Origin of the sequence: Proteus sp. FME41, assembly GCF_014897315.1 — a bacterium.
Classification (GTDB): domain Bacteria; phylum Pseudomonadota; class Gammaproteobacteria; order Enterobacterales; family Enterobacteriaceae; genus Proteus.
Map to the genome: position 1 here is coordinate 227,823 of NZ_JABUYL010000003.1, position 14,458 is coordinate 242,280.

Consider the following 14,458-nt stretch of genomic DNA (forward strand, 5'->3'; position numbering starts at 1 on the left):
GTTTCCGCTAGTTTATGACTCCGACCGCTGCGATAAAAAATCCCTAGCAGTAGCCACATCATCTGCGATTTGCTGCTTCAATGCATCCAATGATGCAAATCGCTGTTCATTACGTAATTTCTTTCGTAACACAACATCAATACAACGTCCATATAAATCCATATTAACGTCGATTAAATGAACTTCTAATTGTACGCCCTTCCCTTTTACAGTAGGACGACTTCCGATATTTGCGACACCCGGTAAAGGTGATTGATTATCTGATAAATAGACATCAACGGCATAAACGCCTTTAACGGGAGCAACTAAGCGTTTCATAGGAATATTGGCTGTCGGAAAGCCAATAGTTCTACCCAATTCATTACCATGAACGACTCGCCCACAGACACTATAAGGGTGCCCTAATAGTGATTCAGCGAGGGCTAAATCATCATTAAGTAACGCTTCACGTACGGCGGTACTGCTGATACGTAATCCTTTATCGCAATAACTTTCTGTATTCGCGACATCAAATTCATATCTAATCCCCGCTTGTTGTAAAAAGTGAAAATCACCTTCACGATTTTTACCAAAGCGGAAATCATCACCAATCGCCAAAAACTTCACCCCCAATTTTTTGACTAACAGGGATGAAACAAATTCTTCTGGCGTTTGCGCTGCAAATTGTTTATCAAATTTGACACACAGAAGGTAATCAATACCACATTCAGCTAAATATTTTATCTTGTCTCGTAAACGAGTCAGACGTGCTGGTGCCTTTTCTGGCAAAAAGAACTCAAGTGGTTGAGGTTCAAATGTCATCACAACTGTGGGTAATCCTCGTTGTGATGCTTCTTGCTTCAAGTGTTTTAATAATGCCTGATGGCCTCGATGGACACCATCAAAATTCCCAATCGTTAGTACGCAACCGTGGTGTAGCGCCCTAATATTTTGTATACCGCGAATTAGCTCCATAACTGGCTCAATACCGTGGAAATTATTGGATTATACCTTGTCAAAGGCTTGAGAGTAACCCAATATATCAATGTTTATTGGTGAGTAATATCTCGACACGTCGATTCTCTGTTATTTTTAAATTTAACTGCTCACATCAAACAAAAATAGACGATCACTCACTTCTTGGTTATAAAATCGCATAAAATAGAGCATAGATCCTATTAGAATCTATTATTTATTACTCATATACACGATTTTGACGATTTTTTCACTCAAAAGACTGTATTCTACCCGCCTTAACTGATAAAATCTTGCGCCATCACAACGAAACAAGTGTCGCGTACAACGACGCTAATTTTGTATAAATCCATTGACAAACTTAGGTTGAAAAGGCATATTCCTTCACCTTTGTATTTGTCCTCGCTAGAATATATTTGGGAGTTGGAACTTGGCTAATATCAAATCAGCTAAGAAACGTGCGGTTCAGTCTGAAAAGCGTCGTCAGCACAACGCAAGCCGTCGTTCTATGATGCGTACTTTCATTAAAAAAGTATACGCAGCAGTTGCTTCAGGTGATAAAGAAGCAGCACAAAAAGCATTTAATGACATGCAACCGCTTGTTGACCGTCAGGCAACTAAAGGCTTAATTCATAAGAATAAAGCTGCACGTCATAAAGCTAATCTGCAAGCACAAATCAAAGCAATGTAATATTGCTTTCTTGTGTTATAAAAAACCGGCTTATGCCGGTTTTTTGTTTTCTACGCTTCTCATAAAATAATGATTAATTTATCGCACTTTTCTTGTCGTCATTAAAAAGGGCAGAAAAATCGGTATTACAAACTCGCTGAACAGCGGGGTGTTGTATCATCCGCTCGGCAAAAATGACGTAGTACTCTTCTTTTACAGAATCAAGAGTGCCAATTTCTTCGATATTACTCTTAGCAAACGTTTCATTGGTATACAGCGACGGCGCCACAAAAATAGCATTATGGTTTAATCCAAATGCTTTCATTAGTGCTGCATCATCAAACTCACCCAATATTTCTACTTGAAGATTCTTATTACGTATCCACGTTAATAAATGGCGGCCTAACATAGAACGGCGCCCTGGAATTAACAGTTTTCTTTCTTCTAAACATTCTGGAAATGGTTTTTCAGGAAGAGGATGGCTACAGAAAAAACTCATATTACATTCACCGAGTTTTACAGAAAATAGGCCTTCTTGCTGAGACGAATCCACGGGGCAATCGGATAAAATCATGTCGAGCTTATGTTGACTTAATTGCTCTAATAATAATTCATGCGTTGATTCAAAACAGCGTAAGTGAATTTGCTCGTGATCAATAACCGCAGTTTCGAGCACTCGGCTCACCAACTGTTTTGATAATGCATCCGCAACACCTACATCAAATAATAAGTTCGATTCACGACTATAGTTAACGATATCGAGCATCTCTTGACTAAGCATAAACATTTTATCCGCATAGCGAAAAATAAGCTGCCCTAATTCTGACGGGACTAAACCCCTGCCTTGGCGTTTAAACAGTTTGCCACCCAATCTTTCTTCTAATGCTTTAATTTGCCCTGTAATTGTCTGAGGTGTCAGATACAGCGCTTCTGCTGCACCTACAACAGATCCTTCTTTACATACATGCCAAAAATAATAAAGATGGTTAAAATTGAGATGTGACACCCGCATAGTTTCTTCCTTTCAACTTCTGTGTTCTAAGCACAGGCTATGTAATAACGCATTAGTGTGTGATTGGCTTTCCTTGCTTCCAATCCTCATAAAAACACCTACGGCACAATACAGAGTATTGCACCGTCGATTTAGAAATATAGCTCGGTATTTATAGTGTCGAGAAACTTAATTCCGTTATGTTTTTCTCTAATTTTACTGCTTCTTTAATTTCGGTAAAACAGAGCGAAGTAGGAAATATCCCACAATTGCTGCCGCTGTTGAACCAATTAAAATACCAAGCTTAGAGTAGGTACTATAAGCCTCACCCGCCCCTTCAAATGCCAATCCTGCGATAAAGATAGACATAGTAAAACCGATACCACAAAGCACAGAAACAGCAAAGATTTGTTTAAGATTAATCGCATCTGGTAATTTTGCAATGCCTAGTTTTACCGAAACCCAACTAAAAAGGAAAATGCCAATCGGCTTACCTAAGAAAAGCCCTAATGCGATCCCTACAGGTAATGTTGATAACATGCCCTCTACCGTCACACCATTTAAAGACACGCCTGCATTACTAAAAGCAAATAAAGGCAGTATTAAATAGGCAACCCAAGGATATAAAACATGCTCTAACTCTTCAGAAGGTGATGCTCCTTCTTTATCTCTTAATGGGATAAGAAATCCAACAATGACACCTGCAATAGTGGCATGAATACCTGATTTTAAAATACAGATCCATAAGATAAAACCAAGGATTAAGTAAGCTGCTGTATTACCCACTTTGCGCCAATTCATAATAAACAGCGCAAGTATAATCAAACCCGCTAGGGCTAATGGCATTAATGCAATGCTCTTTGAATAAAAGAGCGCAATAATCACAATCACGCCTAAATCATCAATAATTGCTAATGCCAATAAGAACACTTTTAACTCAACCGGAACACGCTTACCTAATAACGCCATGACGCCCAATGCAAACGCAATATCCGTTGCTGCTGGAATTGCCCAACCTTGTTGCCCTACTGTATCAGCATGATTAAACATCAAGTAAATCAATGCTGGAGCTAACATCCCCCCCACAGCAGCAATGGCAGGGAAAATAGCTCTATCACGTTGAGCTAAGGAACCTTCTTTTAATTCACGTTTAACTTCTAACCCTACCACTAAGAAAAAGATAGCCATCAAGGCATCATTAACCCAAAGCAAAAGAGGCTTATCAAGTTCAAATGCACCAAACTTGATCATGATAGGAATAGATAAAAACTCATTATACAAAGCACTTAGAGGTGTATTCGCCATAATTAATGCGATAATTGCAGCAATAATCAGAAGAATACCACCTGATGCCTCTAATCTTAAAAATTGTCTAATAATTGCCGTCATAATATTAACCTCAAAATCACTAATTTTGTTAATAATATGCTAATCATGGATTCGTAAAAAACAGATTATTTATGGATAATATATCGGTTTATCCGAGCCAAATGGAAAATATCAAGAGAAACAAGAAGAATAGTAATAACTAATCTATATTAGTTTATTATAAAAAATAATAATTTATAATTAAAAACAAGAAACATAATCATTTGATTAATATAAATTATTATCACTAATTAATAAAAATAGACACCTTAACCTCCAAACAACTCCAATTGATATTTTTTCAAGGTAACCTATTTTTTATTATCAAAAATAACATCGTTTTTATTCTTTATCTTTCAAAGATGTTAAGATTATAAAGAAAAAGAAAACGCTACATATTTTGCCACTTAACCACTGTGTTATTGTTATATTAAAACAATACCCATTCTAGTATTAAGGTTTCTATTAATATGTCGATTACTGTTTTTATTGCCGTATTATTTGCTGCTATCTTTCATGCCTGTTGGAATGCACTGGTTAAAGTAGGCAGTGATCGATTTTTAGGGATCTCGTTACTCACTTTCTTTTCAGGTATTGTAACAATTCCCGCCTTATTTTGGGTTGGATTTCCCGAGGTTGGTGCATGGAAATGGCTTATTCTTTCTGTCCTATTTCATATTGGTTATACACTCTCTTTAAGCCGTTGTTATACCTTGGCTGATTTTAATCAGGTCTACCCGATTTCTCGAGGTAGTGCACCATTAATGACGGCCATTCTTGCCTTTTTTTTATTTCATGAAACGCTACCTGCGACGGGCTTAATTGGTATTTTATTGATCATTTTAGGGATTATTATTATTTCGCGTAGCAGGAAAATAGCCGCATTTAATTTACGTAAAGATGCGCTCTTTTTTGCGTTACTGACCGCATTATTTACCGCAAGTTATACCTTATCTGACGGTAATGGCTCTCGTGTAGGTGAAACACCTTTTGCTTACATTTTGTGGTTATTCTTTTTAAATGGCATCACAATGTATTTGTTGGCATTGTTGCGTTATCGCCAATATTTAACAGCCAAAATAAAAGATTATTGGAAGCCCGCACTTTTAGGCGGAGTGATGCAATTGGTGAGCTACGGCATTGTGATATGGGCGATGAGCCATGCTTCTATTGTGTTGGTAGCAGCACTCAGAGAAACCAGTGTGCTATTTGCCATGGTCTTATCTGTTTATTTACTAAAAGAGCAATTTAACCGTAAACAACTATTAGCGTGTTTCGTCATTTTATCCGGTATTATTGCGATTAAAATGGGATAACAGTAAATATCTTTCAAATAAAAAGCCCTGATGACAACACTTATCATCAGACCTTTTTGACTCTAGTAGTAAAAAATTATTTGGTTAAATCATCAAAGAATTTTTTTACACCATCTAAGAAGCTTTTCGAGCGTGGCGTATTTTTTTCACCGCTTTTACCACCAAATGATTCACCGAGTTGTTGCATTAACTCTTTTTGTTTCTCATTCAGTTTAACTGGCGTTTCAACCACAACGCGGCACATTAAGTCACCAATACTGCTACTACGTACTGATTTAACACCTTTGCCTTTCATGCGGAACATTTTGCCCGTTTGTGTTTCCGCTGGAATTTTAAGGTTCACACGACCATCCAGTGTTGGGACTTCAATCTCCCCACCTAACGCAGCAACAGCAAAGTTAATTGGTACTTCACAATAAAGATTATTGCCATCACGCTCAAATATGTGATGTTGACGAACATGTACCTGTACATATAAATCGCCCGCAGGTGCACCCTGTTCACCCGCCTCACCTTCACCACTTAAGCGAATACGGTCGCCCGTATCAACGCCGGCTGGGATTTTGACAGACAAGGTTTTAGCACGCTCGACACGACCGTCACCATGACATTTAGAGCAAGGCTCTTTAATCACTTTACCGCGACCATGACACGTTGGGCATGCTTGTTGTACGGTGAAGAAACCTTGGCGTAAATGAACCTGACCAGCACCATGACAGGTAGAACATGTTTCTGCCGATGTGCCTTCTTTAGCGCCACTACCGTGGCATTTATCACATGCTTCAAGTGTTGGTATACGAATTTCTTTCGTCACACCACGGACAGCTTCCTCAAGCGTTAATTCCATGTTGTACTGTAAGTCAGAACCGCGCGCTGCACGCTGTTGACGACGACCACCACCAAAAATATCGCCAAAAACATCACCAAAGATATCACCAAAGTCAGCGCCGCCGCCACCTTGTCCACCAAATCCACCTTGCTCAAATGCAGCATGGCCATACTGGTCATAAGCCGCGCGTTTTTGAGCATCATTTAAGATTTCGTAAGCTTCTTTAATTTCTTTAAACTTAGCTTCTGATTCTTTATCACCCTGATTACGGTCTGGGTGATATTTCATTGCTAAGCGTTTATATGCGCGTTTAATTTCTTTTTCGTCGGCTGTTTTGCTTAAACCGAGTACTTCATAAAAATCTCTTTTTGCCATTCTTGATTACCCTTGACATAAGCACACGGGCGTTGAGTTTCCTCGACGCCCGTGCTCGGTATCAGTAACTATTCACAGGTGAGTTACCGCGGCCCGTTAAGGGCATTATTTTTTGTCTTTGCCGTCAACTTCTTCAAATTCTGCATCAACAACATCGTCATCTTTCTTCGCACTGGCATCTGCGCCCGCAGCATTACCTGCGGCACCTGCTTGTGCTTGTTGTTGTGCGATCTCTAGCAGTTTTTCAGAAGCTTCAACTAATGCTTTAATTTTTGCTTCGATAGCGTCTTTATCTTCGCCTTTAGACGCAATTTCTAACTCACTTACCGCTTTTTCGATAGCTTCTTTATCGTTCGCTGGTAATTTATCACCGGCTTCTTCAATTTGTTTACGAGTACCGTGAACTAATTGGTCTGCTTGGTTACGAGTTTGCACTAATTCTTCAAACTTACGGTCCGCTTCTGCATTAGCTTCTGCATCACGTACCATTTTTTGGATCTCTTCTTCATTTAAGCCAGAAGACGCTTTAATCGTGATATTTTGCTCACGACCGCTGTTTTTATCTTTAGCAGAAACATGCAAGATACCATCAGCATCGATATCAAAAGTTACTTCGATTTGTGGCATACCACGAGGTGCTGATTGAATACCGTCTAAGTTAAACTGACCCAGTGATTTATTGTCATTTGCACGTTTACGCTCACCTTGTAATACGTGAATTGTTACTGCAGATTGGTTATCTTCTGCGGTAGAGAACACTTGGCTATGTTTAGTTGGGATTGTGGTATTTTTCGCAATCAGGGAAGTCATAACACCGCCCATTGTTTCAATACCTAAAGACAGTGGTGTTACGTCAAGTAACAGAACGTCTTTAACATCACCCGCTAATACACCACCTTGAACAGCCGCACCCATTGCAACTGCTTCATCAGGGTTAACGTCTTTACGTGGTTCTTTACCAAAGAAGTCAGCAACGGTTTTTTGAACCATTGGCATACGTGTTTGACCACCAACTAGAATAACATCGTTAACTTCGCTAACTTTCAGACCGGCATCTTCTAAAGCAACACGAACAGGTTCCATTGAACGCTTAACTAAATCTTCAACTAACGATTCTAATTTTGCACGAGTTACTTTGATATTTAAATGTTTAGGGCCTGTTGCATCAGCTGTCACATAAGGCAAGTTAACATCCGTTTGTTGTGCTGAAGATAATTCAATTTTTGCTTTTTCAGCCGCTTCTTTCAGACGTTGCATTGCTAATGGATCATTACGCAGGTCAATGCCTTGTTCTTTCTTAAATTCATCAACTAAATAGTTAATTAAACGGCTATCGAAGTCTTCACCACCTAAGTGAGTATCACCATTTGTTGATAAAACTTCATATGTTTTTTCGCCATCAACTTCATCAATTTCGATGATAGAGATATCGAATGTACCACCACCTAAGTCATAAACGGCGATAGTACGGTTACCCACTTCACGGTCTAAACCGTAAGCCAGTGCTGCCGCAGTTGGTTCGTTAATAATACGTTTAACTTCTAAGCCTGCGATACGGCCTGCATCTTTAGTTGCTTGGCGTTGCGCATCATTAAAGTAAGCAGGCACAGTAATAACTGCTTCTGTAATTGTTTCACCTAAATAGTCTTCTGCTGTTTTTTTCATTTTTTTCAGTACTTCAGCAGAAACTTGTGGTGGCGCCATTTTATCATTACGTGCTTCAATCCAAGCGTCGCCATTATCAGCCTTAACAATTTTATAAGGCATGATAGAAACGTCACGTTGAACTTCTTCCTCTTCAAAACGACGACCAATCAAACGTTTGATGGCAAATAAAGTATTTTGTGGGTTAGTCACCGCCTGACGTTTTGCTGGCTGACCAACTAAAATCTCACCATCTTGTGCATAAGCAACGATTGAAGGAGTAGTACGATCGCCCTCACTGTTTTCAATAACCCGGGCAGTTTTGCCATCCATTACAGCAACACAAGAGTTAGTTGTACCCAGGTCAATACCAATAATTTTACCCATTTAAACGCCTCCAAAGAGAATTCTTTATCAATTTGACTACCAATCTATATGAGGATGAATATTCATTTTTCAAGTCAAAAATTAATAGACTTAACAACATCATCTCAAAGCGGATATAAAATCAACGCCACTCAATAGTGGTAATTGCAGTTGAAAAGAAGATGGGGTCATAAATACATTCATCAAGGGGAATAATGAAAAAAAATGCAAAAAATGCGAAAAACTTGAGTGCACTTAAAAATAAAAAATAAAAAACACTTAAAATTCAATGAATTAACAAAACAAATAAATGTATTTTTACTTACTAATAAAAACACTTTTAAGATTAGCCTTAAAATAGGCACGTAACCCATTGAAAAACTTTATTTTTATAAAAAATAAAAAAGTGAAATAAAATATCTATTCAATATTACGGTAAAAGAGATCAAACAGAAATGAGGTTATTTTTCGCACTTATTGAATAACTTTTTTTTCAATCAATGTTGTTGATTAATAACAAAAATAACCTCTTAAATAGTTTACTCAGAAAGAGGACGACGAGCCGATTTAGGTCTAAATGCCGCAACAATATCTTCATTGGTTTCAATATAAGGGCCATCTAACAGTTGAATGCAATAAGGAACGCTGGCAAAAATACCACTCACAATCACTTTCCCTTCGCTGTCTTTTAAGCCTTCCAGTGTTTCTGCAATTGCCTTCGGCTGACCAGGTAAATTTAAAATTAAGGCTTGGTTACGAATAACGCCAACTTGGCGAGACAAAATCGCTGTTGGAACAAATTTCAGACTAATTTGACGCATCTGTTCACCAAAACCAGGCATTTCTCTATCCGCAATAGCCAATGTTGCATCAGGGGTAACATCACGACGAGCGGGGCCTGTTCCCCCAGTTGTTAGCACTAAGTGGCAACCTGTTTCATCGACAAGCTCACACAGTGTTTGTTCAATCATTAATTGCTCATCAGGGATTAAACGTGATTCGATATGAAAAGGTGTAGTTAGCGCAGCGTTTAGCCAAGCCTCTAAAGCGGGTAAACCTTTATCTTCATAAACCCCACTTGATGCGCGATCAGAAACAGATACTAATCCTATACGTAATTCATTCATATCAAACCTCAATTAATCAATAACCATCTAACTTGCGCGCAGATATTACCATGAGAACACAAGAGAATTAAAAATAATCTCACTATATTACTGATATTTAATATTTGATTATTGAGAATAGATAATAAAAAAATGATAACAATCTATTTTTATTTCCTTTAAACAAAATAGTAAAAAGGGAGCATAAGCTCCCTCTCTTTAATCTTGAACAATATTAATTAATATTACTCATCAATATATTTAACCATATAAGAAGCGGCTAATTTTTTCGCTTCGGCTAATTGTGCAGCATTTAATGCACGAGCCGTACGTTTTAACATCGCTTCATCACCATCGCCATTTTCAACAGCAATAGTGAACCATGCATAGGCTTCTTTCAGGTCACGTTTAACGCCTTTACCGTAATAATAGTTTAGTGCAAGGTTATTTTGTGCCAGACCATTACCTTGAATAGCAGATTTTCTGTACCACTCGACGGCTTTACGTGCATCTTTCGCCACACCATCACCTTCATCGTACATCACACCTAAGTTATTTTGTGCATCACGATTACCTTGGTTGGCGGCTTTGGTGTACCAGAACACGGCTTTAGTTCCATTACGCTCTACACCTTCACCATCATCATAAGAGACAGCGAGATTATATTGCGCATCAGAGTGACCTTGTTCTGCTGCTTTTGTATACCAAACAACTGCTTTTTCATGATCTTGCGCGACACCAATACCTTCGTCATAAGAGATACCGAGGTTATATTGTGCATCGCTATCACCTTGCTCACCGGCTTTGGTGTACCAATACACGGCTTTTTCATGGTCTTGTTCTACACCGTCGCCATCGTCATAAGAGACAGCAAGGTTATACTGCGCTAAAGAAACGCCTTGAAGCGCTGATTTGTTATACCAATAAACGGCTTTTTCTGCATCACGATCAATTTCATCACTCATGTCATACATCAGTGCTAAATTTAATTGTGCTTCAGCATGACCTTGCTCTGCTGCTTTGGTATACCATTCCAGCGCTTTTTGTGCATCTTGCTCAACACCTTCACCATTCTCATATTTTACCCCAAGCTGATATTGAGATGCTGAATTTCCACCTTCAGCACTTTTCTCAATTGCAGGTAAAGAGAAAGCCGTTTTACTCTCTGCCATTGCAGCGCCACTAAAAAATAACGATGCAAGTACCGTTGCCAAGACAATCTTTTTCATAATTCACCAATAATAAATAGAGTATTTTAATAATATATTTTTATAATTATTACTGGATAAATAATATATTCCAATCAATTTAATCTTAAAATTTGCTTAAATGTTATTTTGAGAGGGAAAAAATGAAAATACCCACCTGTATAAGATGGGTATTTAAGATTTTTATAAGAATTTAACGACGAATTATAATAAATCCGCAATCATTTTCTCTAATTTTTCCTGATCGACAGCAAATTTACGAATACCGTCAGATAATTTATCTACCGCCATTGGGTCAGCATTGTGATCCCAATAGAACTGAGCTTCTGTGATAGCCTCAGGACGTGCTTTCACTTCGCCTTTGTAAGATAATTTATGTTCAACTTCGCCTTCAGTTTCTGATAATTCTTTTAACAGTGCTGGAGCGATAGTTAAACGATCACAACCGGCTAATTCTAAAATCTCACCCATATTACGGAAGCTTGCGCCCATAACCACAGTGTTATAACCGTGTTGTTTGTAATAGTTGTAGATTTCAGTAACAGAAATAACACCTGGATCTTCTGCTGGTGTGAATTCTTTTTTATCTGTATTGGCTTTATACCAATCCATGATACGACCAACAAATGGAGAAATCAGGTAAACACCTGCTTCAGCACATGCACGCGCTTGAGCAAAAGAGAACAGTAAAGTTAGGTTACAGTTGATCCCTTCTTTTTCTAATTGCTCAGCAGCACGAATACCCTGCCAAGTTGAAGCTAATTTAATAAGAATACGCTCGTTGCTGATACCTGCATCGTTATAAAGCTTCATTAAATGACGTGCTTTTTCGATACATGCTTGAGTGTCATAAGACAGACGCGCATCAACTTCTGTTGAGATACGGCCAGGGATCAGTTTTAAAATTTCTAAACCGATATTTACGGCCAGTTTGTCACAAGCATCAACGACTTGTTGTTCACGAGAATCACTTTGTGAACGAGCCCATTCAATCGCTTCATCAATTAATTTACGATATTCAGGAATTTGAGCTGCATTTAAAATTAAAGAGGGGTTGGTAGTTGCGTCTTGTGGCTGATACAGTTTCATTGCTGCGATGTCGCCAGTGTCAGCAACAACTGTTGTCAGTTTACGCAAAGAAGTCAATTTGTTGGTCATTTTGTTTATCTCATCTACTAGGTAAATCTGTTTGCAGTCACCTGCGGATATCTATTGATAATAACATGGACTGCTCACACTACAAGACGCTTAGATTCATACAAAGCAATTATTTGAATGCCAAACGTTTTCGCAAAACAAAAGCGGAAAAAAACAGAAGAAAATCACAAGCTGAATCGTTTAAATTATCGATATTTACGTCAACTAGAGAAAACCATTGTTTTTTCCTATTACTCTAATTTAGCCTATTATCGAAAGAATTTGCTATATTTGACCAACATTAAAATAACGTATCGAGGGAATTATGCTAATCACTATTTCACCTGCTAAAACACTGGATTTTGAATCGCCTTTAGCAACAACGCATTTCACTCAACCTGAATTGCTAGAATATTCCCAACAACTTATTGAAGAGTGTCGAAAATTATCATCCAGTGATATCGCAAGTTTAATGAAAATAAGTGATAAGCTCGCGGGATTAAATGCGGCACGTTTTGGTGAATGGCAACCTCATTTTACACCAGAGAATGCACGCCAAGCTATTTTGGCATTTAAAGGCGATGTTTATACAGGTATGCAAGCTGAACATTTTTCAGACGATGATTTTCAATTTGCTCAACAGCATTTACGGATGCTTTCAGGTTTATACGGTGTATTACGCCCCCTTGATTTAATGCAGCCTTATCGTCTTGAAATGGGCATAAAACTAAAAAATAAAAAAGGCAGTGATTTATACCAATTTTGGGGAAATACCATAACAGAAGCGTTAAACAAAGCACTTGAGGAACAAGATGATCATATTTTGGTTAATTTAGCTTCCGATGAATATTTTAAATCAGTTAACCCCAAAAAACTGAATGCAGATATTATTAAACCTATCTTCTTGGATGAAAAAAATGGCAAATATAAAGTGATTAGCTTTTACGCAAAAAAAGCGAGAGGTTTAATGAGTCGCTTTATTATTCAAGAAAAACTGACTGATAAAGCACAACTTAAAGAGTTTGATCTTGAAGGTTACCAGTTTAATTCAGCAGAATCGCAAGGTAATACCTTAGTATTTAAACGAACTGAGTCTATGACTAAATAAATTTATCTTTTAAAACAAACAATTAAATATCAATAAAAAGGCTCAATAATATATTGAGCCTTTTTATTTAACTAATCAACATCTTATCAACTATTTAGGTGCACGTTCTAATAAGAATTCACGCATTTGAGCAAAATCTGCAGGCAAGAAATGGGATAACAACGGTTTATCCGCACGCTCTGCGAGCTCTTTAGGTAAAGGTAATTCCCCACCTAAAATACGCTCTACACTCTCTTTAAACTTCGCCGGATGCGCAGTTCCTAAGAATAAACCGTATTCGCCTTCTTGTAGCTCATCGCGTAATAAACGATATGCAATGGCAGCATGTGGTTCTGAAATATATCCTTTTTGTGCAAGTTCACGTACTGTGTCTTCGGTTATTTCATCGCTGACAGCACCATGAGCAAGATCAGACAGATCCCAGCCTTTACGACGATACAACTCTTCAATACGTGGCCAGTTATTGGGTTGGCTAACATCCATTGCATTAGACAGTGTTGCAACAGTGCGGTGAGGTTCCCATTTACCATTATCTAAATAGCGAGGAACTGTATCATTTACGTTTGTTGCTGCAATAAAACGTTTAACAGGTAATCCTAAAGATTTCGCCAATAGACCCGCAGTTAAATCACCAAAGTTACCACTTGGTACAGAGATCACGAGTTGTTCATGTTTTTCAGCAGGAATTTGGGCAACCGCTTCAAAGTAATAACAAATTTGCGCCAATAAACGACTGATATTGATGGAGTTAGCTGAGTTTAAGTACATTGTTTTCTTTAAGAACTCATCATCAAAAGCTTGTTTTACTAATGATTGGCAAGCATCAAAATCATCTTTAATTGCAACGGTGTGAATATTTTCACCTAATGTACAAAACAGTTTTTCCTGCAACGGGCTAATTTTGCCTTCAGGGTAAAGAATAACCACTTGTACATTTTCTAATTTATAGAAAGCATGAGCGACAGCAGCGCCTGTATCACCTGATGTTGCCGTTAAAATAGTAACGGGTTGGTTGCCCGCAACTTCTGACAGCATTTGTGCCATAAAGCGACCGCCAAAGTCTTTAAATGCCAGTGTTGGGCCATGAAAGAGCTCTAAACAACTGATATCATCTTCAACTTGAGTCACGGGTGCAGGGAATGCAAATGCGGTACTAATACGCTTTGCTAATATATCAGCAGGAATTTCATCACCAATAAATGCGGTTAAAATACGGCTACTGCGTGTTGCAAAATCAAGCGCTAATAATTCATCAATTTCTGCTTTAGAAAACGACGGGAGATCCTGTGGAAAAAAGAGGCCCTGTTGTTTGCCTAAACCTTGTTTTACAGCTTGAGCAAAGCTGACTTGCTCTTGATTATCTTTCAAATTATATAATTTCATGAC

Annotated in this window: 12 protein-coding genes; 3 read left to right on the plus strand and 9 right to left on the minus strand. The window is 38.1% G+C overall.

Features of this window, described 5'->3' with window-relative positions; genetic code table 11:
* Positions 1–12 precede the first annotated feature (12 nt).
* Positions 13–954: a bifunctional riboflavin kinase/FAD synthetase gene (gene ribF / locus INT04_RS04815; RefSeq protein WP_193015001.1), complete on the minus strand. Its 942-nt coding sequence runs from the start codon at positions 952–954 to the stop codon at positions 13–15.
* Positions 955–1,384: 430 nt separating this feature from the next.
* Here ribF and rpsT point away from each other — a divergent pair, with 430 nt between their 5' ends.
* Positions 1,385–1,645 (plus strand): 30S ribosomal protein S20, encoded by a 261-nt coding sequence (gene rpsT / locus INT04_RS04820; RefSeq protein WP_193015002.1) that lies wholly within the window; start codon positions 1,385–1,387, stop codon positions 1,643–1,645.
* Between the two features lie 73 nt (positions 1,646–1,718).
* Here rpsT and nhaR read toward each other — a convergent pair whose 3' ends face one another.
* Positions 1,719–2,636 carry a transcriptional activator NhaR gene (nhaR, locus tag INT04_RS04825; RefSeq protein ID WP_193015003.1) on the minus strand — a complete coding sequence of 306 codons (918 nt, stop codon included), beginning with the start codon at positions 2,634–2,636 and terminating at the stop codon, positions 1,719–1,721.
* A gap of 195 nt (positions 2,637–2,831) precedes the next feature.
* Positions 2,832–4,004 (minus strand): Na+/H+ antiporter NhaA, encoded by a 1,173-nt coding sequence (gene nhaA / locus INT04_RS04830; protein WP_193015004.1) that lies wholly within the window; start codon positions 4,002–4,004, stop codon positions 2,832–2,834.
* A gap of 449 nt (positions 4,005–4,453) precedes the next feature.
* Between nhaA and INT04_RS04835 the strand changes: the two genes are divergently transcribed.
* Complete coding sequence (locus INT04_RS04835) at positions 4,454–5,299, plus strand: DMT family transporter (RefSeq protein WP_193015005.1); 846 nt, start codon at positions 4,454–4,456, stop codon at positions 5,297–5,299.
* A gap of 76 nt (positions 5,300–5,375) precedes the next feature.
* Here the strand turns inward: INT04_RS04835 and dnaJ are convergent, their stop codons facing one another.
* The 5 genes from dnaJ to tal all read right to left on the minus strand — a co-directional run bounded on the left by dnaJ (position 5,376) and on the right by tal (position 11,985).
* Positions 5,376–6,503, minus strand: a complete 1,128-nt coding sequence (dnaJ, locus tag INT04_RS04840; RefSeq protein WP_193015006.1) for a molecular chaperone DnaJ — start codon at positions 6,501–6,503, stop codon at positions 5,376–5,378.
* A 105-nt stretch (positions 6,504–6,608) separates the two neighbouring features.
* Positions 6,609–8,534 carry a molecular chaperone DnaK gene (dnaK, locus tag INT04_RS04845; protein WP_193015007.1) on the minus strand — a complete coding sequence of 642 codons (1,926 nt, stop codon included), beginning with the start codon at positions 8,532–8,534 and terminating at the stop codon, positions 6,609–6,611.
* Between the two features lie 518 nt (positions 8,535–9,052).
* Entirely contained in the window at positions 9,053–9,640 is a 588-nt protein-coding gene (mog, locus tag INT04_RS04850; protein WP_193015008.1) for a molybdopterin adenylyltransferase, read from the minus strand.
* Positions 9,641–9,864: 224 nt separating this feature from the next.
* Positions 9,865–10,848, minus strand: a complete 984-nt coding sequence (locus INT04_RS04855) for a tetratricopeptide repeat protein (protein ID WP_193015009.1) — start codon at positions 10,846–10,848, stop codon at positions 9,865–9,867.
* 183 nt (positions 10,849–11,031) lie between these two features.
* Complete coding sequence (gene tal, locus INT04_RS04860) at positions 11,032–11,985, minus strand: transaldolase (RefSeq protein WP_193015010.1); 954 nt, start codon at positions 11,983–11,985, stop codon at positions 11,032–11,034.
* A gap of 304 nt (positions 11,986–12,289) precedes the next feature.
* Here tal and yaaA point away from each other — a divergent pair, with 304 nt between their 5' ends.
* Positions 12,290–13,072: a peroxide stress protein YaaA gene (gene yaaA / locus INT04_RS04865; RefSeq protein ID WP_193015011.1), complete on the plus strand. Its 783-nt coding sequence runs from the start codon at positions 12,290–12,292 to the stop codon at positions 13,070–13,072.
* 90 nt (positions 13,073–13,162) lie between these two features.
* Here yaaA and thrC read toward each other — a convergent pair whose 3' ends face one another.
* On the minus strand, positions 13,163–14,455 hold the full coding sequence (gene thrC / locus INT04_RS04870; protein WP_193015012.1) for a threonine synthase: 1,293 nt from the start codon (positions 14,453–14,455) through the stop codon (positions 13,163–13,165).
* Positions 14,456–14,458 lie beyond the last annotated feature (3 nt).

What these genes read in the sequence shown, in the direction of transcription:
- mog (WP_193015008.1), bottom strand. Translation starts at nt 9,640, where the DNA reads ATGAATGAATTACGTATAGGATTAGTATCTGTTTCTGATCGCGCATCA.
- thrC (WP_193015012.1), bottom strand. Translation starts at nt 14,455, where the DNA reads ATGAAATTATATAATTTGAAAGATAATCAAGAGCAAGTCAGCTTTGCT.
- nhaR (WP_193015003.1), bottom strand. Translation starts at nt 2,636, where the DNA reads ATGCGGGTGTCACATCTCAATTTTAACCATCTTTATTATTTTTGGCAT.
- dnaK (WP_193015007.1), bottom strand. Translation starts at nt 8,534, where the DNA reads ATGGGTAAAATTATTGGTATTGACCTGGGTACAACTAACTCTTGTGTT.
- nhaA (WP_193015004.1), bottom strand. Translation starts at nt 4,004, where the DNA reads ATGACGGCAATTATTAGACAATTTTTAAGATTAGAGGCATCAGGTGGT.
- INT04_RS04835 (WP_193015005.1), top strand. Translation starts at nt 4,454, where the DNA reads ATGTCGATTACTGTTTTTATTGCCGTATTATTTGCTGCTATCTTTCAT.
- tal (WP_193015010.1), bottom strand. Translation starts at nt 11,985, where the DNA reads ATGACCAACAAATTGACTTCTTTGCGTAAACTGACAACAGTTGTTGCT.
- INT04_RS04855 (WP_193015009.1), bottom strand. Translation starts at nt 10,848, where the DNA reads ATGAAAAAGATTGTCTTGGCAACGGTACTTGCATCGTTATTTTTTAGT.
- ribF (WP_193015001.1), bottom strand. Translation starts at nt 954, where the DNA reads ATGGAGCTAATTCGCGGTATACAAAATATTAGGGCGCTACACCACGGT.
- dnaJ (WP_193015006.1), bottom strand. Translation starts at nt 6,503, where the DNA reads ATGGCAAAAAGAGATTTTTATGAAGTACTCGGTTTAAGCAAAACAGCC.
- yaaA (WP_193015011.1), top strand. Translation starts at nt 12,290, where the DNA reads ATGCTAATCACTATTTCACCTGCTAAAACACTGGATTTTGAATCGCCT.